The sequence below is a fragment of the Aquamicrobium lusatiense genome, assembly GCF_014201615.1.
Classification (GTDB): Bacteria; Pseudomonadota; Alphaproteobacteria; order Rhizobiales; family Rhizobiaceae; genus Mesorhizobium; species Mesorhizobium lusatiense.
On sequence record NZ_JACHEU010000005.1, the window covers coordinates 160828 to 184939 of the forward strand.

At 63.4% G+C, this 24112-nt stretch carries 22 protein-coding genes; 9 read left to right on the forward strand and 13 right to left on the reverse strand.

The annotated features are described in order from the left end of the window. Positions 1-44: 44 nt before the first annotated feature. The 6 genes from HNR59_RS18950 to HNR59_RS18975 form a co-directional block, all read right to left on the reverse strand. Positions 45-590: an adenine phosphoribosyltransferase gene (locus HNR59_RS18950; protein ID WP_183832607.1), complete on the reverse strand. Its 546-nt coding sequence runs from the start codon at positions 588-590 to the stop codon at positions 45-47. A 98-nt stretch (positions 591-688) separates the two neighbouring features. Beyond that, a complete protein-coding gene (locus HNR59_RS18955) occupies positions 689-1543 on the reverse strand; it encodes a cytochrome c1 (RefSeq protein ID WP_183832608.1) in 855 nt (284 codons plus the stop codon). Between the two features lie 29 nt (positions 1544-1572). Next, positions 1573-2877, reverse strand: coding sequence for a cytochrome b (locus tag HNR59_RS18960; protein WP_183832609.1), 1305 nt, complete (start codon positions 2875-2877; stop codon positions 1573-1575). 16 nt (positions 2878-2893) lie between these two features. Then, a complete protein-coding gene (gene petA / locus HNR59_RS18965; protein WP_183832610.1) occupies positions 2894-3481 on the reverse strand; it encodes a ubiquinol-cytochrome c reductase iron-sulfur subunit in 588 nt (195 codons plus the stop codon). A gap of 227 nt (positions 3482-3708) precedes the next feature. Beyond that, positions 3709-5589: an ABC transporter ATP-binding protein gene (locus HNR59_RS18970; protein WP_183832611.1), complete on the reverse strand. Its 1881-nt coding sequence runs from the start codon at positions 5587-5589 to the stop codon at positions 3709-3711. Positions 5590-5647: 58 nt separating this feature from the next. Beyond that, the gene (locus tag HNR59_RS18975) at positions 5648-7534 is read right to left on the reverse strand and encodes an ABC transporter ATP-binding protein (protein ID WP_183832612.1); all 1887 of its coding nucleotides are present in this window, start codon (positions 7532-7534) and stop codon (positions 5648-5650) included. Positions 7535-7979: 445 nt separating this feature from the next. Between HNR59_RS18975 and HNR59_RS18980 the strand changes: the two genes are divergently transcribed. Then, positions 7980-8444 (forward strand): tRNA (cytidine(34)-2'-O)-methyltransferase, encoded by a 465-nt coding sequence (locus tag HNR59_RS18980; protein WP_183832613.1) that lies wholly within the window; start codon positions 7980-7982, stop codon positions 8442-8444. Positions 8445-8450: 6 nt separating this feature from the next. Here HNR59_RS18980 and HNR59_RS18985 read toward each other — a convergent pair whose 3' ends face one another. Next, the gene (locus HNR59_RS18985; RefSeq protein WP_183832614.1) at positions 8451-8708 is read right to left on the reverse strand and encodes a hypothetical protein; all 258 of its coding nucleotides are present in this window, start codon (positions 8706-8708) and stop codon (positions 8451-8453) included. A gap of 97 nt (positions 8709-8805) precedes the next feature. Here HNR59_RS18985 and hemF point away from each other — a divergent pair, with 97 nt between their 5' ends. The 3 genes from hemF (at position 8806) to HNR59_RS19000 (ending at position 10590) form a co-directional block, all read left to right on the forward strand. Then, on the forward strand, positions 8806-9723 hold the full coding sequence (gene hemF, locus HNR59_RS18990; RefSeq protein WP_343060867.1) for an oxygen-dependent coproporphyrinogen oxidase: 918 nt from the start codon (positions 8806-8808) through the stop codon (positions 9721-9723). A gap of 274 nt (positions 9724-9997) precedes the next feature. Next, positions 9998-10255, forward strand: a complete 258-nt coding sequence (locus tag HNR59_RS18995) for a DUF1344 domain-containing protein (RefSeq protein ID WP_183832616.1) — start codon at positions 9998-10000, stop codon at positions 10253-10255. A 149-nt stretch (positions 10256-10404) separates the two neighbouring features. Continuing rightward, entirely contained in the window at positions 10405-10590 is a 186-nt protein-coding gene (locus tag HNR59_RS19000; protein ID WP_183832617.1) for a DUF1059 domain-containing protein, read from the forward strand. On the opposite strand, the gene HNR59_RS19005 is transcribed toward HNR59_RS19000, so the two are convergent. Genes HNR59_RS19005 through HNR59_RS19015 form a run of 3 tightly spaced genes read right to left on the reverse strand, consistent with a single transcriptional unit; the run spans position 10574 to position 13112 of the window. Then, positions 10574-11848, reverse strand: coding sequence for a tRNA nucleotidyltransferase/poly(A) polymerase-related protein (locus tag HNR59_RS19005; RefSeq protein WP_183832618.1), 1275 nt, complete (start codon positions 11846-11848; stop codon positions 10574-10576). The genes HNR59_RS19000 and HNR59_RS19005 overlap by 17 nt on opposite strands. Beyond that, positions 11845-12438, reverse strand: coding sequence for a CoA pyrophosphatase (locus tag HNR59_RS19010; protein WP_246374857.1), 594 nt, complete (start codon positions 12436-12438; stop codon positions 11845-11847). The genes HNR59_RS19005 and HNR59_RS19010 overlap by 4 nt, the downstream gene beginning before the upstream one ends. A gap of 44 nt (positions 12439-12482) precedes the next feature. Next, the gene (locus HNR59_RS19015; protein WP_183832620.1) at positions 12483-13112 is read right to left on the reverse strand and encodes a DUF1285 domain-containing protein; all 630 of its coding nucleotides are present in this window, start codon (positions 13110-13112) and stop codon (positions 12483-12485) included. A gap of 145 nt (positions 13113-13257) precedes the next feature. On the opposite strand from HNR59_RS19015, the gene HNR59_RS19020 reads away from it, so the two are divergent. Genes HNR59_RS19020 through HNR59_RS19035 form a run of 4 tightly spaced genes read left to right on the forward strand, consistent with a single transcriptional unit; the run spans position 13258 to position 20096 of the window. Next, entirely contained in the window at positions 13258-14262 is a 1005-nt protein-coding gene (locus tag HNR59_RS19020; RefSeq protein ID WP_183832621.1) for an AAA family ATPase, read from the forward strand. After that, positions 14262-15194 carry a DUF58 domain-containing protein gene (locus HNR59_RS19025; RefSeq protein WP_183832622.1) on the forward strand — a complete coding sequence of 311 codons (933 nt, stop codon included), beginning with the start codon at positions 14262-14264 and terminating at the stop codon, positions 15192-15194. Before HNR59_RS19020 ends, HNR59_RS19025 begins: the two co-directional genes overlap by 1 nt. Then, complete coding sequence (locus HNR59_RS19030; RefSeq protein ID WP_183832623.1) at positions 15191-18013, forward strand: DUF4159 domain-containing protein; 2823 nt, start codon at positions 15191-15193, stop codon at positions 18011-18013. Before HNR59_RS19025 ends, HNR59_RS19030 begins: the two co-directional genes overlap by 4 nt. 4 nt (positions 18014-18017) lie before the next feature. Continuing rightward, entirely contained in the window at positions 18018-20096 is a 2079-nt protein-coding gene (locus tag HNR59_RS19035; protein ID WP_183832624.1) for a hypothetical protein, read from the forward strand. A gap of 95 nt (positions 20097-20191) precedes the next feature. On the opposite strand, the gene choV is transcribed toward HNR59_RS19035, so the two are convergent. From choV to HNR59_RS19050, 3 genes are all read right to left on the reverse strand, one after another. Beyond that, complete coding sequence (gene choV, locus HNR59_RS19040) at positions 20192-21373, reverse strand: choline ABC transporter ATP-binding protein (protein WP_183832625.1); 1182 nt, start codon at positions 21371-21373, stop codon at positions 20192-20194. Then, positions 21370-22224: a choline ABC transporter permease subunit gene (gene choW, locus HNR59_RS19045; protein ID WP_183832626.1), complete on the reverse strand. Its 855-nt coding sequence runs from the start codon at positions 22222-22224 to the stop codon at positions 21370-21372. Before choW ends, choV begins: the two co-directional genes overlap by 4 nt. 92 nt (positions 22225-22316) lie before the next feature. Next, a complete protein-coding gene (locus HNR59_RS19050; protein ID WP_210307444.1) occupies positions 22317-23261 on the reverse strand; it encodes a choline ABC transporter substrate-binding protein in 945 nt (314 codons plus the stop codon). A 335-nt stretch (positions 23262-23596) separates the two neighbouring features. Here HNR59_RS19050 and rpsU point away from each other — a divergent pair, with 335 nt between their 5' ends. Next, on the forward strand, positions 23597-23869 hold the full coding sequence (gene rpsU / locus HNR59_RS19055; protein ID WP_183832648.1) for a 30S ribosomal protein S21: 273 nt from the start codon (positions 23597-23599) through the stop codon (positions 23867-23869). Positions 23870-24112 lie beyond the last annotated feature (243 nt).

Here is a 24112-nt window from a genome sequence, read left to right on the forward strand (position 1 = left end):
AGGCCATGTGGCCCGGCTGAAAGACGATGTGGGCCTTTCCCGCGTCAATCGCCCTCGAATTCGATCAGCGTCCGCACCGGAACGCCGAGCGCTTCCAGCTTCTTGCGGCCGCCGAGGTCGGGCAAATCGATGACGAAGCAGGCCGCCACTATATCGGCCCCGATCTGTCCAAGCAGCTTGACCGCCGCCTCGGCCGTGCCTCCCGTGGCGATCAGGTCGTCTATGAGAATGACCTTTTCGCCGGGCTTCACCCCGTCACGATGCATTTCCATTTCATCCAGACCATATTCCAGGCTGTAGGCGACGCGCACCGTATCATGCGGCAGCTTCCCCTTCTTGCGGATCGGCACGAAGCCGGACGAAAGCCGGTGAGCCACCGCGCCGCCGAGGATGAAGCCACGCGCTTCGATACCCGCGATCTTGTTGACGCCCTTGCCCACGAAAGGCTGCGCCAGCCCTTCCACGGCCATGGCGAATGCATTGGCATCCCCAAGCAGCGTGGTGATATCGCGAAACTGCACGCCCGGCTTCGGATAGTCGGCAATGGTGCGGATTGCGGAGAGCAGTTTTTCCGTGGTCGAAGAGGTCATGGACAGTTTCCGGTTTCGCGCCGATGTTGCGTGGGTTCGGGCCAAAAGAAAAGGGCGCCAAGCAGCGCCCTTTCATTTTTAATCTCCAGACAAGCCGCTCAGTGGGGGACGTTCGCCCATACCCTGCGCTTGGTGGCGTACATCAGACCGGCGAACAGGATCAGGAACACCATGACCCGGAAGCCGGTCTTCTTGCGGCTTTCGAGATGCGGCTCGGCAGCCCACATCAGGAACGCGGACACGTCGCGCGAATACTGATCGACCGTCTGCGGCGCACCATCGTCATACGTCACCTGATCATCGGACAAGGGAGCGGCCATGGCCAGCGACTTGCCGCCGATGAAATACGGATTGTAGTGCGTGCCTTCGGCGATCTCCATGCCTGCCGGCGGCTCCTCGTCGTAGCCGGTCAGCAGCGAGTAGATGTAGTCCGGACCGTTTTCGGCATACTGCGTGAAGATGTCGAAAATGAACGTCGGGAATCCACGCTCCACGCCGCGCGCCTTGGCGATCAGCGAAAAGTCAGGCGGCGCAGCGCCACCGTTGGAGGCCGCAGCTGCCTGATGGTTCGGGAACGGCGGCGTGAAGTAATCGGACGGCAGACCCGGACGCTCGAACATGTCGCCATCGTCGTTCGGGCCATCTTCGATGGTGTATTCGGCAGCAAACGCCTTCACCTGCGCTTCCGAATAGCCAAGGTCCTCAAGCGTACGGAACGCGACCAGATCCATGGAGTGACATGCGGAGCAGACCTCCTTGTAGACCTTGAGGCCACGCTGAAGCTGCGCCTTGTCATAGGTGCCGAACGGGCCCGCAAAGCTCCACTCCACATTCTTGGGCTTGTGGATGGGGAAATGCGTCGGCTCGGTCGCGCTGTGCTCTTCCTGAGCGATGGCGGTGCCTGCGGCTATCGCCATGCCCACCGCGGCCAGTGAAGCGAGAATCTTCTTCATACCCAAATTCCTCTCGAAAGACTCGTCGCTCAGCCGCGGGTTTCAGGCGACGCAGCAGCGCCTTCGGGGTGGACGGCTCCGCCGGCCTTATTCTTCTCCAGCACTGCCTCGGTGATCGAGTTGGGCAGGCGCCGTGGCGTCTCGATCAGCCCCAGAACCGGCATGATCACGATGAAGAACCCGAAATAGTAGAGCGTCGCGATCTGCGCCATGATCACATAGGATCCTTCCGCCGGACGCGACCCCAGCCAGCCGAGGAACACGCAGTCGATGAGGAAGATCCAGAAGAACAGACGGTACCACGGACGGTAGACCGCGGAACGAACCTTCGACGTGTCGAGCCACGGCACCACGAACAGCACGGCGATGGCGCCGAACATGGCCAGAACGCCGCCCAGCTTGGAGTCGATCGGGCCGATGTTGAAGGTGATGGCGCGCAGGATCGCGTAGAACGGCAGGAAGTACCATTCCGGAACGATGTGGGCCGGCGTCTTCAGCGGATCAGCCTGAATGTAGTTGTCCGGGTGGCCGAGATAGTTCGGCATGTAGAAGATGAAGTAGGCGAAGAAGATCAGGAACACGATCATGCCCAGCGCGTCCTTGATTGTCGCGTAAGGCGTGAAGGCGACCGTGTCGGTCTTCGACTTCACCTCGATGCCGGTCGGATTGTTCTGGCCCGTCACGTGGAGGGCCCAGACGTGCAGCACGACCACGCCGGCGATCATGAACGGCAGCAGGTAGTGCAGCGCGAAGAAGCGGTTCAGCGTCGGATTGTCGACGGCAAAGCCACCGAGCAGCAGTTCCTGAATCCACGTCCCCACCACCGGAATGGCAGTGAAGAAGCCGGTGATGACGGTAGCGCCCCAGAAGGACATCTGACCCCAGGGCAGAACGTAGCCCATGAAACCGGTCGCCATCATCAGAAGGTAAATGATGCAGCCCAGGATCCACAGCAGCTCACGCGGCGCCTTGTAGGAGCCGTAGTAGAGGCCGCGCATGATGTGGAGATAGACGGCAATAAAGAAGAACGACGCGCCGTTGGCGTGCATGTAGCGCAGCAGCCAGCCGGAGTTCACGTCACGCATGATCTTCTCGACGGAGCCGAACGCGATGCCGGTGTCGGACGCGTAATGCATCGCCAGCACGATGCCGGTGATGATCTGCGAGACCAGCATGATCGACAGGATGCCGCCGAAGGTCCACATGTAGTTGAGGTTACGCGGAACCGGATAGGCAATGAAGCTGTCATAGACCAGCCGCGGCAGCGGCAGACGTGCATCGAACCAGCGGCCAAGGCCGGTGGTCGGCTCATAGGTGGAGTGTCCCTCGCTCATCGAATTGTCCCCTGCCTCAGCCTATGCGGATCTTGGTATCGGAAATGAACTCGAAGACCGGCACGGTCATGTTCTCGGGCGCCGGGCCTTTGCGGATGCGGCCGGCCGTATCGTAGTGCGAGCCGTGGCACGGGCAGAACCAGCCGCCGAAATCGCCCTGCTGGCCGAGCGGAATGCAGCCGAGATGGGTGCAGACGCCGACCATGACAAGCCAGTTTTCCTTGCCTTCACCAGCCGAACGATCAATGTCGTTGGCAGGCGCATCGGAAGCGATGTTGGCGTTACGGGCCACCGGGTCCTTCAGTTCATCGAGCTTCACCGCCTTGGCGGCCTCGATTTCCTGCTCGGTGCGGTTGCGCACGAAAACCGGCTTGCCGCGCCACTTCACGGTCAGCGACATGCCCGGCTCCAGAGCCGCGACATCGACTTCAACCGAGGAAAGCGCACGCGTCGACGCGTCAGGACGCATCTGGTCGATGAACGGCCAGGCCACAGCGCCTGCACCGACAACGCCGGCCATGCCGGTGGCGATGTATAGAAAATCTCGCCGGGCTGGATTTTCGATATCTGTTTCGCTCACGGGTGACTGATCCTTTCGCCTCATCCGTGCCGAAAGATCGAGCCTTTTCCCCGCTCAAACGCCAGCCTTTTACGCATGGCAACAGGCTAGCGAACTCCTCCGGCATTTTGACTTCGGTTTATGCGCGAAGGCAGCACTTGTCCAGACCGCAACATGAAGATGGGCAGATTGTCGCGGGCAATGAAAAATGCCGGTTTTTTCCGGCTTTAGCCCGTCGCGCGCAAGTATGGGAAAAGGTCTGCGCGTCGGGCTCAGGCTGGCCGGGTTTCTTCCAGAGGGCTTTCCTCATTGAACAGGAAACCACCGGATTGCCGCTTCCACAGCCGCGCATAGAGGCCGTCCAGCGCCACCAGTTCCTCATGCGTGCCCTGCTCCACGATGCGCCCCTGATCAAGCACGACCAGACGGTCGAGCGCCGCGATGGTCGAAAGGCGGTGCGCGATGGCGATGACGGTCTTGCCTTCCATCAGCCTGTGGAGATTTTCCTGGATCGCGGCCTCGACATCCGAATCGAGCGCCGATGTGGCCTCGTCGAGGATGAGAATCGGCGCGTCTTTCAGGAAAACGCGGGCAATCGCGACGCGCTGACGCTGGCCGCCGGAGAGCTTGACGCCGCGCTCGCCGACAAAAGCATCGTAACCGCTGCGACCACGATTGTCGCGCAGGGTGGAGATAAACTCATTCGCTTCGGCCTTGCGGGCCGCAGCGATCACCTCTTCTTCCGTTGCATCCGGTGCGCCCAGCCTGATGTTGTCACGCAGGGAGCGGTGAAACAGCGCCGTATCCTGACTGACAACACCGATATTGGATCGCAGGGAATTCTGGGGGACGGTCCTTATATCCTGCCCGTCGATGCTTATCGAACCGCCCTCGGCGTCGTAGAGGCGCAGGATGAGATTGACCAGAGTGGTCTTGCCCGCGCCCGACGGACCGATCAGGCCGATCTTCTCGCCCGGTCTTACGGTCAGGTCGATGCCGTCAAGAACGCCCCGTCCCTTGCCATAATGGAAAGCAAGATCCCTGACTTCGATGCGCCCGCCGGTGACGACAAGCTCCTGCGCATCGGGCGCATCGACCAGCCCGAGCGGCTGCGAGATCAGTTCCTTGGAGTTTTCCAGCACGCCCAGATTCCGCAGGATGCCATTGAGCTGCATCATCAGGCGGCCGAGCAGCATGTTGAGGCGCAGCACCAGCGAAAGCGTGAAGGCCACCGCGCCGACAGTGATGGCACCTTCGACCCACAGATAGATGGAGAAGCAGGCGATCAGCGTGATCATGACGCCCGAGAGCGCCGTCAGCGCCATGCGCACCCCGGTCAGGCGGCGCGTGAAGGGACGCAGCGCGCCAAGGAAAATGTCGAAGCCATTGCGCAGGTAGCGGTCGTCGCCATCGGCGGCGAACAGCTTCAGCGTCTGCACATTCGAATAGGAATCGACGATGCGGCCATTGATCATCGAGCCCGCTTCGGCGGTGGCTTCCGCATGCTTGCGGATTTCAGGCACATAGATGCGCGCCAGCCAGCCGAAGGCAACGATCCAGACGACGACAAGAGCCGCCAGCCGCCAGTCGAGGCCGGCCACCAGCACAAGCGTCGTGACCGTATAGACGATCATGAACCACACGACCTCGATGAAGCTCTCCATCAGGTCGCCGGTCGCCTGCCCCGCCTGCCACACCTTGGTGGCGATGCGGCCGGCGAAATCGTTCTGGAAGAAGGAATAGGACTGGCGCGAGACATGCCGGTGCGCCTGCCAGCGCACCAGATTGTAGAAGCCCGGCGTTATGGTCTGCTCGTTCAGCAGGGCAGAAAGGCTGACCACGATGGTGCGGCCGACCAGCACCACCGCGACCATGAAAATCAGTTCCCAGCCTGCGGCATCCCAGAGCGCTGCCCAGCTGCGTTCGGAAGGGAGCTGGTCGAGTATGTCGACCAGCCGTCCGACGAAATAAAACAGCCCCGCCTCCACCAGCGGCGCCACGCCGCCGATGATCAGCATGGCGAAGAACGCGAACTTCGCCTGACCCACATAGTGCCAAAGGAAGCCGCCGGCACTTGCCGGCGGCCTCAGGTTCGCGGGCTCCCGGAACGGATCGACCCGCTCCTCGAACCAGTTGTAGATGGCCTTCATCATCGCAGCTGCTCCGCCGGTTCAGCGTGGAAAGATTGCCGCTCGGTGGAGCATGCGTCGATCATTCGGCCGGCTCTTCTCCAAGTTCGAGTTTCATGCGGGCAGCCGGCTCATGCTGTCCGTCATCGACGAGGAAACCGCCGGACTGACGCTGCCACAGCTGCGCATAGAGGCCGCCCCTTTCGATCAGCTCGTCATGGGTGCCTTCCTCGATGACGCGACCCTTGTCCATGACCACCAGCCGGTCCATCGCCGCGATGGTCGAAAGCCGGTGTGCGATGGCGATGACGGTCTTGCCCTGCATGAGCCGGTAGAGGTTCTCCTGAATGGCGGATTCGACCTCCGAGTCGAGCGCGGACGTCGCCTCGTCAAGGATGAGAATCGGTGCGTCCTTCAGCATAACACGCGCGATGGCGATGCGTTGCCTCTGGCCGCCCGACAGCTTCACGCCCCGCTCACCGACATGGGCATCCAGTCCCTTGCGCCCCTTGACGTCGGAAAGCCCGGCGATGAAATCCAAAGCCTCGGCCCGCCGTGCCGCCTCGATCACCATCTCCTCGGTCGCATTGGGACGGCCGTAGAGGATGTTGTCGCGCACGGAGCGGTGCAGGAGTGACGTGTCCTGCGTGACCATGCCGATATGGGCGCGCAGCGAATCCTGCGTCACATCGGCAATGTCCTGCCCATCGATCAGGATGTGCCCGCGCTCGAGGTCGTAGAAACGCAACAGGAGGTTGACGAGTGTCGACTTGCCCGCGCCCGAGCGGCCGACAACGCCCACCTTCTCGCCCGGCTTCACGGTCAGTGAAAGGTGCTCGATGATGCCCCTCTTCTTTCCGTAGTGGAAACCGATGTCGTCGAAACGGATTTCTCCCTTGTCGACCATCAGTTCCTTCGCGCCCGGCTTGTCCTCGACCAGACGCGGGATCGAGATCGAACCGATGCCATCCTGGACCGTGCCGATGTTCTCGAACAGCGCCGAGACTTCCCACATGATCCACTGGGACATGCCCCACAGCCTCAGTACGAGGCCGATGACCACCGCGACGGCGCCGATCGACACCTGCTCGCCCAGCCACAGCCAGATCGACAGGCCGGCCACGGCAACCAGAAGCATCGAGTTCAGCAGGTAGAGAACCCCGTAGAGGCTCGTCACCAGCCGCATCGCCCGGTAGACGGTGTCGAGGAACAGCGCCATGCTTTCGCGCGCATAGCTGGCTTCCCGCCTTGCGTGCGAGAACAGCTTCACCGTCTGGATGTTGGTGTAGCTGTCCACGATGCGCCCGGTCATCAGCGAGCGCGCGTCGGCCTGTTCCTTGCCGACCTTGCCCAGGCGCGGCACGAAGTACTTCAGCAGGAACAGATAGCCCACCAGCCACACCAGCAGCGGCGCGGCCAGCCGCCAGTCGGCCGAGCCGACGATAACCAGCACGCCGAGGAAATAGACGACGACATAATTGAGCACATCGACCAGCTTGATCACGCAATCGCGCACCGCCAGCGCGGTCTGCATCAGCTTGGTGGCGATACGGCCGGCGAACTCGTCCTGATAGAAGGTCATCGACTGCTTGAGCAGGTAGCGATGCACCTGCCAGCGGATGCGCATCGGGTGATTGCCCATCAGCGTCTGCGTGTGGATGAGCGACTGGAACCACACCGTACCCGGCAGCAGCACCAGCACGACAAAGGCCATGCCGGCCAGCTTCCAGCCTTCCGTCCGCAGGAAGGTTTCGCGATCATGCGCTGACAGCCAGTCCACGATCGAGCCGAGAAACTGGAACATCCACACTTCCGTGATGGCGATGGCAGCGATCAGGACCGCATCAATGGCGATATAAGGCCATGCGCCGCGCGTGAAATGCACACAGAAGGCAATGAGGGTTTTGGGCGGCTCTGCCGTCTCCTCTATGGGAAAGGGATCAAGCCTCTTTTCAAACCAGCGAAACATCTTTGTTCTCTTGCGTTCAAATTTCGATGCCCGCGCAGCGACCCTGGAAAGCCGGAAAAACAGCCACGAAAGCAGCCGCATGCGGGGAATATAGGGCTGCCTCGCCGAATGCCCACGACAGGATACGGAACGAGGCGGTAGCTTAAGGATCTGATGGACGAGACAAGTCGGGATTCCTGCAGGACACCACGCGTGGTTCCAGCGGAAATCGAATCGAGCGTGCTTGTTAGATCAGATGAACGTCGAACCGACTGCCGCCATCAGGCGACTGGTGGGAGACGGTACATGATTGGGTGCATCGGCATATGCATATCCGCCTCCTTCGGTTCGAGTTGACAATGAAGCGTCTATATATCCATTCGCAAATCATGGCCAGACCTCATCCGGGCAAGCGGACAATGCCCGCGCCGCCTGTGGCCGAACTGCAACGGAACCAGTGACCTATATGTCTCCCGCAAACCGCCCCCGCATCGCACTCTACCAGCCCGACATCGCCGGCAATACCGGCACCATATTGCGGCTGGCCGCCTGTCTGGGGCTCGACGTCGACCTGATCGAACCGGCAGGATTCGATATTTCCGACCGTGCCCTGAAACGGGCGGGCATGGATTATCTGGAGATGGCCGCCCTCACCCGCCATGTCGACTGGAACGCCTTCGAGGAAGAAAGACGGCAGAGAAGGCGACGTCTGGTGCTGCTCTCCACCAAAGCCGTGGCCTCCTATACGGATTTTGACTTCGCTTCCACCGACACGCTGCTGTTCGGGCGCGAATCGGCCGGCGTTCCCGAGCGCGTGCATGACAGCGCCGATGCACGCCTCACCATCCCGATGGTCGAAGGCGCCCGCAGCATCAACATCGCCCTGTCGGTCGCCATGGTGGCGGGAGAAGCTCTCCGGCAATTGCGCTGAGGCGTTTCAATCCGCAGCCGGCAGCCGGCGTATGGTGAATTCGATCACGTCGCCCGGACGCTCGAACCAACTTTCGATTTCGGTCCAGTAGGCCTGCTTCGGCCAGCGTTTGAACCATTCCTGCGCCTTGGCGCGCGCCTCCGGGCGCGACAGCACGAAGGTCTCCCTCAGGAAACCGTCGCGCGACTTGCCGCCGCGCTCCATGCGGCTTCGTTCCAGCCGCTTCTTCAGCCCATCCAGCGGCGGTCTTGCGGGCGTTCGCAAAAAAGCCTCCTTGACGCTTGCTTCACAGAGATTAGGGATCACGGCCACAAAAGACGAGTCATTTTACGGACCACGGGGTCCGCAAGCGGAGATGCCAGTGCAACAGCGACCCGACATTCCGGCAGGACTGCCCGCCGACATCGAAGAAAAGAAGCAGACGGCAAGGTTCTGGTTCGAGGAATTGCGCGACCGCATCTGCGCGGCTTTTGAAAGCCTCGAGGACGAATTGTCCGGCCCGCAATCTTCATGGACGCCCGGCCGCTTCGAGCGCACGCCCTGGGATCGCGACGAAGGTCGCGGCGGTGGCGGCGTCATGTCGATCATGAAGGGCCGCCTCTTCGAGAAGGTCGGCGTCCACACCTCCACCGTCCATGGCGAGTTTTCGCCCGAGTTCCGCAGCCACATTCCCGGTGCGGACGAAGATCCGCGCTTCTGGGCCAGCGGCATTTCCCTGATCGCGCATCCGTGGAACCCGAACGTCCCGACCGTCCACATGAACACGCGCATGGTCGTCACCTCGCGCCAGTGGTTCGGCGGCGGCGCGGACCTCACCCCTGTGCTTGACAGGCGGCGCACGCAGGAAGACCCCGACACGGTGGCTTTCCACCGCGCCATGCAGTTCGCCTGCGACAAGCATGCCGGCATCGTCGATTACGGCCGCTACAAGGAATGGTGCGACGAATATTTCTTCCTGCCACACCGCAACGAGCCGCGCGGCATCGGCGGCATCTTCTTCGACTGGCTGCATTCGCCCGAGGACAAGGGCGGCTGGAAGGCGGATTTCGCCTTCGTGCAGGATGTCGGCCGCGCCTTCCTGGTTGCCTACCAGCACGTCGTGCGCAGGAACTTCAACGATGGCTGGACCGAGCAGGACCGCGAGGAGCAACTGATCCGTCGCGGCCGCTACGCGGAGTTCAACCTGCTCTATGACCGCGGAACCACGTTCGGTTTGAAGACCGGCGGCAACGTCAACTCCATCCTTTCCAGCCTGCCCCCGGAAGCGAAATGGCCCTGATGCACCCTGTCCTGCGCTAAAATTTCCGTGAAAAGAGCCGGCGCCACAATCCATGTCCAGATTGCGAAATCGGACATGGATTGTGGCGTCCACGCCCCTGAAAAATTTCTTTTTAGTCTAATATCCTGCTGAAAAACAGGGATAAATTTCATGACGGACCGGGAAACGCCGGCGGTTCGTCAAGCTTCGGACCGCGACCCGACGTGTCCGGACGGTCCGCTCAATCCGGACCCTTGCAAAAGCATCGGGTTCGCGATCTCACGGAGAGCCTGCCATGCGCAAGCTTGTTGTTTCGACTGTTGCAACCCTCCTCCTCGCCGGCGGTTCGGCGGCATTCGCCGCTCCCCACCAGACCACCGGCCAGATCAGGCAGTTCACCGCCGGCAAGACGCTCGTCCTTCAGGACGGCTCGGCCTTCCAGTTGGCGAAGACATTCAGGAATCCGGGCCTCAAGGTCGGCGAGAAGGTGTCGGTGAACTGGGATATGAACGGCAAGAACAAGATCGCCGAGTCCGTCACGGTCGTGAAATAGCGTTTTCCCGGCCGTCGCATATCAGGCGCAGCCGGCTGCTGCGCCTGATATGCCGATCCGTTGCCATCAAATGTGATTACCCAATGGATCGACTTCGCGCCTGATGTGTTATGCTCGCACTTCATTGAAGACGAGGAAAGGAGACACCGATGAAGCAATTTCACTGTGGTTCGCTCGTCCCGGGCTGCGAATGGCACACCCGCGCAGACGAGGAAGCGGAAGTGATGCGCCGCGCCGTCGAGCACATGCGTGAGACACACGGCGAGAGCGTCATTCGTGAAACGATGATCGAGGCCATACGCTCGCGCATCGAGAAGATCAGGGACGCGGCCTGACCTCTTCCGTCGCACGCTCCAGCAACGCATCGCGCCCGAGCATGAAACCGCTTGCGATCCACTCCTGCTCAAGCCGCCTGAGCAGCGTTCCGAGGGTTGGGCCGGGCGCGATGCTAAGTGCCGTCAGGTCGGCGCCCTTGAGCGGGAACTCCGGCCTCGTCCATTTCCGCACAAAGCCGAGTTGCCGGGCATAGCCGCCAGCCTCCAACAGCGCCTTGTCGTCTTCAGCAGCGCGGGCCCGCGCTGCTGAAAGGGCAATCGCCAGCCGGTCGGCCATGGCCTGCGCATCGCCCTCATAAAGCTCGCGGGCAAGCGTGCCTTCAGTCGTGCCGGGCCGGACGGCGGGTGCAAGCGCCCACTTATCCAGACGATTCGCTTCCGCCCGTGACATGCGCATCCGCTTCGCCAGATCCTTCATGCGCACCGCATCTGGCGGCAGCATCGTTTCCAGCCGCAGCATGGCATCCACCGGCCAGTCAAGATCGCCCTCGGCGCGCACCAGCGCATGGATTCCGTCGATGCCCCATTTCTCGCTTTCGGGAAGAATGCGCGACAGCACGCCGGACTGGCGCATCCACAACAGGGCGCGCGATGGATCGGGCGCACAAAGCAGCTTCTTCAGTTCCGCCCAGACGCGTTCCGCCGACAGCCGGTCGAGCCCCTCCTTCAGGCGCGCGCAGGCTTTCAGGCCCTCCCCGTCTGGCCGGCCGCCGCCATACCAGGCGAAGAAGCGGAAAAACCGCAGAATACGCAGGTAGTCCTCTCGGATGCGTGCCTCCGGATCGCCGATGAACCGCAGCCGCTGCGCCTCGATATCAGCCAGCCCGCCAACGAAGTCGATAACCGTGCCGTCGGCTTCGGCGTAGAGCGCGTTAATGGTGAAATCGCGCCGCTCCGCATCCGCTTTCCAGTCACGCCCGAAGGCGACGCGGGCATGGCGACCGTCCGTCTCGACATCTGCCCGCAACGTCGTCACTTCAAACGGCCGCCCGCCGGCAACCACCGTGATCGTTCCATGGTCGATACCGGTCGGGACAGGTTTGAAACCTGCCTCCTTAGCGCGGCGCATGGTCTCGGCCGGCAGGTTAGTCGTCGCGATGTCGACATCGGCCACCGGCTGGCCGAGCAATGCGTTGCGCACCGCTCCGCCCGCGATGCGCGCTTCCTCGCCCTCTGCGCTCAGAACCGAAAGCAGGCGCTGCAGATGCTCGTCCGCCAGCCAGTCGCCGCGCCCGGCAATGCTTACCTTGTCGCTCACGCATAGAGCCTTTCATAAAGGGTGCGGATGATGCCGGCAGTCACACCCCATATGCGCTGGCCGTCATAGGGCATTTCGTAGAAATACCATTCGAGATCGTTCCACATGCGGCTGTCGCGGCGATGGTTGACCGGATCCATGAGGAAGCGCAACGGCACCTCGAAGGCCGTATCGACCTCCTGCGGGTTGAGGTCGAGGCGGAAACCGGGCTTCACCACCGAAAGCACGGGCGAGATGAGATAACCGCTGCCCGACACATAGTCGGGCATCCGCCCCACCACGTCGATGAACTTGTCTGGCAGGCCGATTTCCTCCTGCGTCTCGCGCAGCGCCGTGTATTCCGGCGTGGGATCGGTGGCATCGACGCGCCCGCCGGGAAATGCCACCTGCCCGGTATGATTGCGCAGCGTCTCGGAGCGCTTGGTGAGCAGCACGGTGGCCTCGTCGCCATGGTCCACCACCGGGATCAGCACCGCGGCCGGCCGCAACTGCATGGTTTCCAGCGCGAGCCGTGGATGGCCCGGATTGAAACGGTGATCGCCATAGACCTGACCCGGCGCCTCTGCGGGTGACTGCGCCAACGCGCGCATGCGAAAACCTTCGGCCGAAAACGGAGACTTCGGAGCCATTGCAATCAACCGCTGAGCTGTTTCAGCCGGGCGGCCGGCATGATCGGATAAACCTCGCCATTGGAGCGCAGTGCGAACATCGGGCCCTGCGGCGTCTCCACCTCTTCGCCATGCTCGACAAGCTGGTACATGACCGGGCGCGAAACCAGCGCCTCCAGCCGACCCCGCACCAGAACGTAAGGCTTCAGCCCCCCGGTTTCTTCTTCCTCGACAAAGCGCATCGGATTGTCGGGTCCGGCCTCGACCACATCGCCGACATTGGTGCGGAAGGTAACGATCTGCTGCCCGTCCCGCTGCGAAACGTCAGCCTCGACGGCCGCGAAGGGTGCATCGACGACGCGGATGCCGACCTTTTCCACCGGCGTCACCAGATAGGTGCGGCCATCCTCGTCCTTGCGCAGCACGGTGGAGAAGAGCCGCACAAGCGCCGGGCGCCCGATCGGCGTGCCGAGATAGAACCACGTTCCGTCGGCGCGGATCTCCATATCGAGATCGCCGCAGAAATCCGGATTCCACTTGTCCACAGGCGGCAGACCCTTGCCGGACCGGGTCGCGCGGGCGATCAGCGCCTCCAGTCCGCCGGCATCTGCGGCGGCTGCGAGACCTTGTTCCTGTTCTGGCTTGCGTTCGCTCATGGTCACGAAATAGTCACTGTTGTCGCGCTTGTCAGCCTTAGCCTGTGATTTAGACTCTTCACGTCTTTATGCAATGCTGCGAGTCACGGCATCGTGGGCAGGTCATTGCCCGCCAGCAGGGCCGAAACCAGAGGACCGAGACACCATGAGCGTCATCGTCACCGAAAGCCCGATCAGCGAAAAGGACATGATCGCGCAGGCCGAAAAGGCTCTGGCCGACATTTCGGCAGTGCGCGACGGCGTCGGCAGAGTGATCTTCGGTCAGGAAAGCGTGGTCGAGCGCACCCTGGTGGCGCTTCTGGCGGGCGGCCATGCGCTGCTGGTCGGCGTGCCGGGCCTTGCCAAGACCAAGCTGGTGGAAACGCTGGGCATCGTGCTTGGCCTCGATACCCGCCGCGTGCAGTTCACGCCGGACCTCATGCCCTCCGACATTCTGGGTTCGGAGGTGATGGAGCAGGACGAGAACGGCCGCCGTTCCTTCCGCTTCATTCCCGGCCCCATCTTCGCGCAACTGCTGATGGCCGACGAGGTCAACCGCGCCTCGCCGCGCACCCAGTCGGCCCTGCTGCAATCCATGCAGGAATACCACATCACCGTTGCCGGGCAGCGCTATGACCTGCCCGCACCTTTTCATGTGCTGGCGACCCAGAACCCGCTGGAGCAGGAAGGCACCTATCCCCTGCCCGAGGCCCAGCTAGACCGCTTCCTGATGCAGATCGACATCCTGTACCCGGATATGGACGCCGAACGCCGCATTCTTCTGGAAACGACGGGAACGTCCGAGGTCCGCGTCGCCAACATCCTCACGCCGGAGCGGCTGCGGGAAATCCAGACCCTCATCCGCCGCATGCCGGTGCCGGAAACCGTTGTCGACGCGATCCTGAAGCTGGTGCGCTCGGCGCGCCCCGGACAGGGTGATGCCGAAACCGACCGCGACGTGGCGTGGGGCCCTGGCCCCCGCGCCAGCCAGGCGCTGACATTGTGCGCCCGCGCCCGCGCCCTCTATGACGGGCGTCTGGCTCCCTCCGTCGACGACGTGAAGGCGCTGGCCGAGCCGGTCCTTCAGCACCGCATGGCCCTGACCTTCGCCGCACGCGCCGAAGGCATGAGCGTGCGCGATGTCGTGGCGAGGCTTGCAAAGGCGGTCTGATGGCCAGGATCGGCGAGTTCCAGGCTCCTGCCGAAGCGCGCGAGGCGCTGGCAAGGGCACGCCAGCGGGCCGCCCTCGTACCGGACCTGCTGATCGAGGCGCGCCGTATCGTCAACACGGTGGTTTCGGGCTGGCATGGCCGCCGCAAACGCGGCATCGGTGAGAATTTCTGGCAATTCCGGCCCTATGTGGATGGCGAGTCGGTCAGCCGCATCGACTGGCGCCGCTCGGCTCGCGACGACCACACATATCTCCGCGACCGCGAGTGGGAAGCCGCGCACACCGTGTGGCTGTGGGCGGACATGTCCGCCTCCATGCTCTACAAATCGACGCTCGCCACCGTATCCAAGCAGTCGCGCGCGCTGGTTCTGGCGCTCGCCGCTGCGGAACTTCTGTCGCGCGGCGGCGAGCGCATCGGCTGGCCGGGCCTCACCGACCCCTTCAGCGCCCGCAACGGCGCCGAGCGCATCGCCTCGCACCTCGCCCATGCGTCGGCACTGCCGGACAGGCCTGACCTCTCCGGGATCCGGCGCTTCAGCGATGTGGTCCTGATCAGCGATTTTCTCGATCCGATCGAGGACACGCTCGGCTGGCTGGACGTGTTGACCCGCAACGGCGTGCGTGCCCATCTCATCGAGATTGCCGATCCCGCCGAGGAAACCTTCCCCTATTCGGGCCGTACAGAATTCACCGATCCCGAAAGCGGCGACAAGCTGACCGCCGGCCGGGCCGAGACGCTGGCCGCCGATTATCGGCGCCTGTATGTGGCGCGTCGCGAGGAGCTCGCCGCCCATGCCAGACGCCACGACTGGAGTTTCACCGTCAGCCACACCGACCGGCCTGCCTCCGAGGCGCTGGTGCGCCTGCATGCGGCGCTGAGCGCCACCGGCGGTTTCGGCGCACAAAAGCAAAGCGGGAGGCAATCGGCATGAGCTGGCTGCCGCTCTCCTTTGGAGCGCCCATGGTGCTGTTCGGGCTGCTGGCGCTGCCGGTGATCTGGTGGCTGCTGCGCTTCACCCCGCCCAGACCCCAGACCGAGCTGTTCCCGCCGCTGAAGATCCTTGCCCGCGTGCTGAAGCGCGAGGAAACACCACGGCAAAGCCCGTGGTGGCTGACGCTTCTGCGTCTCCTCATGGCCGCGCTTGTTATCATGGCGCTCGCGGACCCGGTGCTCAATCCGCGGGAGGAAACCCCTGCGCGCGGAGCCGGACTCGCGCTGGTCATCGATAACGGCTGGGCTTCCGCACCTGACTGGGACAAGCGCGTCGCCACCGCACGGCGTCTTATCGCGGATGCCGGCACGTCCGACATTCCGGTCATCCTCGCCTTTACCGCCGAAAAGCCGAATGCCGACATCGGTCCCTTCGACGCCAACGCCGCGCTCGATCGCCTGCGCGCGACCATGCCGCGCCCGATCCCGACCGACCGGCAGGCGATCTATGCGCGTGTTGGCGAGGCACTCGCCGCTATGCCGGGCGCCGGCATCGCCGTGCTCAGCGACGGGCTGGAAGCTCCGGGCGATGAGCCGGCTTTCGCTGCACTTCTGGCGCGCAGCGCGGCAAGCCTCATATGGGCCGCACCCGAACACATCGCGCCGATCGCCGTGACGGCGACGGAAAACGAGGTTGACGGCTTCTCGCTGACGGCGATCCGGGCACCGGGCAATGCCGCGCCCGCCCGTCTCACCGCCGGCGCCTTCGACGACAAGGGCCGCCGCATCGCCGATGCCGTGCTCGCCTTCGGTGCCGGCGAGGACACGGCCACGGCGACGATGACCGTGCCGTTCGAGCTGCGCAACGACTTCGCCTCCGTCGCGCTGGACGGCGAACGCCACGCCGGCGCGGTGCGGGTTCTGGACGAAAGCTCCAGACGCCGCCGCGTCGGGCTGATCTCGCAATCCGAGGCCGATCAGGCACAGCCGCTTTTGTCGCCGCTCTACTATATCCGCCGTGCGCTCTCTCCCTTCGCCGACCTGATCGAGCCGTCAAACCCCGATCTTGCCGAGGCCATTCCCCAGATCCTCGACCAGAAACCGGCCATGATCATCATGTCCGATGTCGGCGCCATGCCCGAACAGGCGCGGACGAGGCTCGCCGACTGGGTTCAGGGCGGCGGCACTCTGGTGCGTTTCGCCGGTCCCCGGCTTGCCAATGCCGGCAACGACGATCTGCTGCCCGTGCGGCTGCGCGGCGGCGAGCGCAATTTCGGCGGCGCGCTTTCGTGGACCACACCGCAGCCGGTGACGGAGTTTCCCGCTTCCGGCCCCTTCGCCGATCTCACCCCGCCACGCGAGGTGACGGTCAGCCGGCAGGTGCTGGCCGAGCCTTCGGCGGACATCGTCGATCGCACATGGGTGAGCCTTGCCGATGGCACGCCGCTGGTGACGGGTGCGAAGCGCGGCAAGGGCAGCATCGTGCTCTTCCACATCGCGCCGACCGCGACATGGTCGAACCTGCCGATCTCCGGCAGCTTCGTGGAGATGCTCCAGCGCGTCGTGCTGCTCTCGCGCAATCAGGGCAGCATCGAGACGCCGGCCGACGCCACGCCGGCAGCACTTGCGCCTTACCGCATGATCGCCGCCGACGGCGCCCTCGTCCCTCCCTCTCCCGAGGCACGGCCGTTGACGCCGGGCTCCGGCGCTGCGGTGACGATGGAGAACCCGCCCGGCCTTTATGGTTCGGAAGCCGGCGTGCTGGCACACAATCTGCTTTCCTCCGAAAGCAGGATGCAGCCGATCGCACGGCCGCAGGCGCAGGTTCCGGTGACGGAGATCGCCTATGCCTTCGACGAATCGAGCCTTCTCAAAGGTCCCTTCATTGCTGCCGCGCTTGTGCTGATGGCGCTCGACACGCTGGCGGTTCTATGGATGGGCGGCATTCTGGGGCGGCGGCGCAAGGGCCGCAATACGGCTGCCACCACGGCCGCGGCCTCGATGCTGCTTGCCGCTTCCCTTTCTGTCCTGCTCGTCCAGAATGCTTCCGCGCAGGATGCGAAGCCGGACGATGCCGCATCCATAGAGGCGATCTCGACCACGCGGCTCGCCTATGTGATCACCGGTACGTCAGGCGTCGATGCTGTCAGCCGTGCCGGCCTTCAGGGTCTCACCCGCTTTCTCGTCGAGAAAACCTCGATGGAACCGGGAGAACCAACAGGCGTGGATATCGCGAAAGACGAACTGGCCTTCTACCCGCTGATCTACTGGCCGATCGATCCGGCCTCCCCGATGCCGGACGAAGACGCCATCGCACGCATCGACGCCTATATGCGTCAGGGCGGAACGGTGCTGTTCGATACGCGCGACCAGTATTCGAGCGGCTTCGGCGAAGGCTCGGCGAGCCCCGCCACCCAGCGTCTGCGCGACATTCTCGGAAACCTCAACATACCGCCGCTGGAGCCGGTGCCGGCAGACCATGTGCTGACCAAGTCGTTCTATATGGTCCCCGAGTTTCCCGGCCGCTTCAACGGCAGCCCGATGTGGGTGGAAGCCTCGCTCGACGCCTCCAACGACGACGACCGCCCCGTGCGCACCGGCGACGGCGTGTCGCCCATCCTGATAACCGCCAATGATCTTGCCGGCGCATGGGCGATCGATGCCGGTGGGGCCCCGCTGTTTCCCACTGTCCCGCCGGATCCGATGCAGCGCGTCTATGCGCTGCGTGGCGGGGTCAACATCATGATGTACATGCTGACCGGCAACTACAAGTCCGATCAGGTGCATGTGCCGATCCTGCTCGAACGGCTGGGGCAGTAAGCGCATGAACAACTGGTCGCTTTCCTTTGAGCCGCTGCTTTCATGGCCCCTTCTGGCGGCCGTGTTCATTCCGCTGACCCTGCTGGCGCTTGCCGGCCTGTTCCTGCGCCAGCGCGGCGCGGTCATGCGCGCCATTGCGCTGGCTGCGCTCGCCGCCGCCCTGCTCAACCCGGTGCTGCTGGATGAGGAGCGCGAGCCCCTGCAAAGCGTCGTCGCACTCGTTGTCGACCGCAGCCAGAGCCAGTCCATCGGCGAGCGCGAACAGCAGGCCGAAGCTGCCCTTGCCGGCATGAAGGAGCGCCTCGCCCGTTTCGGCCAGTTCGATGTGCGCGTCGTCGAGACGGGCCGCAGCGACACTGTTGCCGGCGACCGCACCGAAACGCGGCTTTTCTCGGCGTTGCAGAACGCATTCCGCGACGTGCCCAACTCCCGCATCGCCGGTGCCGTGATGATCACCGACGGTCAGGTGCATGACGTGCCCGCCACCGCGCCCGATTTCGACGCGCCGCTCCATGCCCTGATCACCGGCCATGAGGGCGAGAAGGATCGCCGCATCCGCTTCGAGAAGGCCCCGCGCTTCGGCCTCGTCGGCAAGCCGCTCGACATGACCTACCGGGTCCTCGCCACCGACGGAAAGCAGGGCACGGTCGATGTCAACGTCGCCATCAACGGCAGGCAGGCAGGCGTCACGCAGGCGCAGGTCGGTCGCGAAATGCCCCTGCAGATCATCGTCCCTAATGCCGGCCGCAACATCATCGAGCTGTCCATCCCCGTGGAGGACGGCGAACTCACCGACACCAACAACCGCACCATTGCGCTGGTGGACGGCATCCGCGAGAACCTGCGCGTGCTGCTGGTGTCGGGCGAGCCCCATGCGGGCGAGCGCACCTGGCGCAACCTGCTGAAGTCGGACGCCTCGGTGGATCTCGTCCACTTCACCATTCTGCGCCCGCCGGAAAAGCAGGATGCGACGCCGATCCACGAATTGTCGCTGATCGCCTTCCCGACGCGCGAGCTGTTCGTCGAAAAGATCAACGAATTCGATCTCATCATCTTCGACCGCTACCAGCACCGCGACGTGCTGCCGGTTCTCTATTACGATTACATCGCCGAATATGTCGAAAACGGCGGCGCCCTGCTGATCGCGGCCGGCCCCGAATATGCCGGCTACAGCACCATCGCCAACACGCCGCTGATGTCCGCCCTGCCCGCCATGCCGACCGGGGACGTCATCGACAAGGCTTTCTACCCGCGCCTGACCGAACTCGGCCAGCGCCATCCGGTGACGCGCGGGCTCGACGGCTCGGCCAGCGAGCCGCCACGCTGGGGCCGCTGGTTCCGCACCGTGCGCATCGAGAACCCGCAGGGCGAGGTGGTCATGAAGGGGGCGGACGAGCAGCCGCTGCTCCTGCTCGACCGCAAGGGCGAAGGCCGCGTCGGCATGCTTTTGTCCGATCAGGGCTGGCTGTGGGCGCGCGGCTACGAGGGCGGCGGCCCGCATGTGCAGCTCTACCGGCGCCTCGCCCACTGGCTGATGAAGGAGCCGGAACTTGAGGAGGAAAGGCTGACCGCGGACGGGCGCGGCATGGTGCTGGACATCCGCCGCCAGACGATGAGTGAGGAACCCGGCCCCGTGCAGGTGACGACCCCATCGGGCAAGACGGTCGATGTGCGGCTCTCCCAGTCCGAACCGGGCATCTTCACCGGCAGCCTCGAGACCGGCGAAATCGGCCTCTATCAGGTCGCCAATGGCGACCTGTCCACCCTCGCCCATGTCGGTCCGGTGAATTCGCCGGAATTTACCGATGTGCTCTCAACGCCCGACAAGCTGAAGCCGGTGGCCGAAGCGGTCGGCGGCAGCGTGCGCCGGCTGGCGGGCTCCGATCCGGCGGGCGTCGACCTGCCCTCGGTGGTGCCGGTGCGCCCCTCCGCGCAGGCATCCGGCAATGACTGGATCGGCCTGCGCAACACGGAAGACAGCGTGCTGAAATCCGTCAGCAGCGTGCCCTTGTTCGGCGGTTTCCTCGGCCTCGGCCTGCTTCTGCTGGCGCTTGGCGGCATGTGGTATCGCGAAGGGCGCTGATCCCCAACGGGCGGAGTGACAAGCGCTTTCGTTGCGCCGGGACAGCAGGCCGCGTTTGTGCGACGTCAGACGATACCGTCTGACTGCAAAATACTTTACCGCCTGAGAACCGCCGTCAGCACATCGCGGATGCCAATGGAGCCCACGAAGCGCGACTGTTCGTCGAACAAGGCAACCGGGGCCGTCTGCGAGCGCTGCATGGCCAGCATCACCGTCTTCAGCGGCGTGCCGGGTGTCGCCCAGAACACCTGCGAGCAATCTTCCGGCAGCTTTTCCACATCTTCGCAGGACACCCAGTCCGCCGGCTGGCCGTTGCGTTCTGCGGCGACGACCAGATCGTTGGCATCGAGCCGGAAGCGCGTCGTGGCGCGGCGGTCGAGCCACACCCAGCCGTCGGCGTCGTGATCGAGCTCGTGCTTCATGCGCATCACGTTCCATGCCGTCAGCACCGACAGCGGATTCACGTTCGCGATGAAGTCGCGCACATAGTCGTTCTGCGGCTTGAGAACGATATCCTCGGGCGTGCCAGTCTGGATGATGTGGCCACCCTCCATGATCGTGATGGTGGTGCCGATCTTCAGCGCCTCTTCAAGATCGTGCGACACGAAGATGATCGTCTTCTTCAGTTCACTCTGGAGTTGGAGCAATTCGTCCTGCAACTTGGTGCGGATGAGCGGATCAAGCGCCGAGAATGGCTCGTCCATCAGCAGGATCGGCGCTTCGGTGGCGAAGGCGCGCGCCAGCCCGACCCGCTGCTGCATGCCGCCTGAAAGCTCATGCGCATATTTGCCGGCCCATTGCTGGAGGCCGACCAGCTTGAGCTGGCGCGCAACGCGCTCGCGGCGCTCCGCCTCCGGCACCCCGGCAAGCTCCAGCCCGAAGCCGACATTCTCCTCCACCGTGCGCCAGGGAAGCAGGCCGAATTGCTGGAACACCATGGCGACTTTTTTCTGGCGCAGGTGGCGCAGCGTCGCGTCGTTGCAGTTGACGACATCGATCATGTCGTTGCCGTCGCGCACCAGAACCTCGCCGCGGCTGACGACGTTCAGGCGGTTGACGGCCCGCAGCAGCGTGGATTTGCCGGAGCCCGAAAGTCCCATCAGCACGGATATGTCGCCTTCGCTGACGGCGAGGCTGGCGCCCGCGCAGCCAATTACCGCCCCGGTGCTGGCCAGCACCTCGTCCCGCGTCGCTCCCTTGTCGATCATGTCGAGGGCGCGCGCAGTGTCCTTGCCGAACACGATGTCGACATTGCGAAATTCGACGGCGACCGTCATCGTGCGGCTCCTGCCCTGACGCGGCTCATCCGGTCGAGGATGATGGCTACGATGACGATGGCGAGGCCGGCTTCAAGCCCGAGCGGGATGTTGACCGAGTTCAGCGCCCGCACCACCGGCTTGCCGAGGCCGTTGGCGCCGATCAGCGCCGCGATCACCACCATCGACAGCGACAGCATGATGCATTGGGTAAGGCCGGCCATGATGGTGGGCAGCGCCGCCGGAAGCTCCACCTTCCACAGAAGCTGGCGTTTGGTGGCGCCGAAGGCCTCGCCCGCCTCGATCATCGGCCGGGGCACGGAGGTGATGCCGAGATGGGTGAGGCGGATGGGAGCCGGACATGCGAAGATCACCGTCACGATCATCCCCGGCGCAATGCCGAGGCCGAACAGGATGAGGACCGGAATGAGATAGACGAATGTCGGCATTGTCTGCATCAGGTCGAGGATCGGCTGGAGGATGCGGTAGCCGCGTTCGTTATGCGCGGCCCAGATGCCGATCGGCACGCCGATGGCCATGGAGGCGGCGGTCGCGCTGACCACCAGCACGAGCGTCTCGACCGTATCCTTCCAAAGCCCCTGATTGATGATGAAGCCAAAGCCCAGTGCCACGGCGAGCGCCAGTTTCCAGGAGCGTTGCAACCACCAGGCAAGCGCCGCGATCAAGAGCACCACGACCACGGGAGGGAACCACAGGAGCATGCCGATGAGGCTCTGGAGAACCCACGTCACCCCGTCGGCGATCGCATCGAACAGCCACTCGAAATGGGTAGTCAGAAAGGTGAAGAACGACCTGCCCCACTGTCCGACGGGGATCTTGAAGCTGGCGATGAACGCCGAGACAGGATCCATGGTGCTCCCCGCTCTTCGTTTTTTGTTACGTCGACGGTGGGCAGCAATTGCAGCCGCCCACCATTTGCGTCAGTTCCGTTATTCGCGGATCGTCAAAGGCCCAGTGCTGATTTCACGGCAGCATCTGCATCGCCGCCGTCGAAAGTGGTCACGCCCTGCAGCCACGGCGTGATGGCATCGGGGTTGGCTTTCAGCCACGCCGTTGCAGCAGCTTTCGGCTCGGCATTGTCATTGAGGATCGCGCCCATGATCTCGTTCTCCATCGGCAGGGAGAAGACGAGGTTCTTCAGGAACGCCCCCATGTTCGGGCATTCGGTGGTGTAGCCGGCGCGCACATTGGTGAGAACCGTGGCACCGCCGTAATTGGGGCCGAACACGTCGTCGCCACCCTCAAGATACTTCATGTCGATGTTCGCGTTCATGGGATGCGGTTCCCAGCCGAGGAACACGATATCCTGCTTCGAGCCCACGGCCTTCTGCACGGCGGCCAGCATGCCGGCCTCGGAGCTTTCCACCAGCTCTAAACCCGCGGTATCGAACTTGTTCGCCGAAATCATGTCGAGCACGACGCGGTTGCCGTCGTTACCGGCCTCGATGCCGTAAATCTTGTTGCCGAGCTTGTCCTTGAACTTCGCGATATCCTGAAAGCTCTTCAGCCCGGCTTCATAGGTGTAGGCCGGCACGGCCAGCGTGTACTTCGCCCCTTCCAGATTGGTCCCCACGGTGTCGACCGTGCCGTTTTCCTGATAAGGCTTGATGTCGGCTTCCATCGTCGGCATCCAGTTGCCGAGGAAGACGTCGATGTCCTTGGCGCTGAGCGAGGCATAAGTCACCGGCACCGAAAGCACCTGCACGTCAGGCTGATAGCCGAGCGCCTCCAGAATCACCGAAGCCGTTGCGGTGGTCGCGGTGATGTCGGTCCAGCCGACATCGGCGAAACGCACGGCCTTGCAACTGGCCGGCTCGGCCGCGAAGGCTGCGCCGCCTGCCGCTGCCGTGAAGACGAGCGACATGGCTATTGTTTTGAAGCTGGGCATCTTTTTCTCCCATTCTGGCTCTTTGGCGGTGCCGGAGGCCCGCGGGGTTATGAGTTGTTTTAAGCCAAACATTATTCTCATTTCCTTTCAACCGGCGACACGGTCTCTCAGGCGCCGCGGACTTGCCGATCCACGACATATCGCGCGCAGGCAGTGGAAACGGCAGCCATTTGCGGGCACTTTCCACACAACCGATAATAAACCGGCGAAAAAGTACACAATTTCGGATTTTATCCTATATAGAGGCAATTCGCCGGGATTTTCCGCTGCCTCCGGGCCAGCCGAACCGTTTCGTATCCCATCCGTTTTCATATCAACAGAAAGAAGGAAGTTCATTGCAGGTACTTGTCCGTGATAACAATGTCGATCAGGCTCTGCGGGTCCTGAAGAAGAAATTGCAGCGCGAAGGCATCTTTCGCGAAATGAAGGCGCGCCGCGCCTATGAGAAGCCTTCCGAGCGCCGCGGCCGTGAAAAGGCTGAAGCCGTCCGCCGGACGCGCAAGGCAGCTCGCAAGCTTGCCATTCGTGAGGGGCTGATCGCCGGGCCGGTGAAGAAGCCGCGCATGCCGGCTCGTCCGGCACGGCCGGCCGCACCCGCCGCTTCCTGAGCTTAGGGCATGCCACCCGAAAACGGGAACCTGTTTCGGGACAGCGACATGCGTAAAACAAGAACCTGGAGTGTCAAGGAGCTATCCTGAAAGATAGCGATATGCTTTGGTCCTGTTCGTTTTTCGCCCGCCTTGCGCATGCCGCAGGCGGGCGTTTTCGTTTTCGCAGCCCGCGATACGCGCGCCAATCCTGCGTTTTTCCGTTGACGCATATCGCTTGCGCCTTTCCATGAAGCTGGGCCC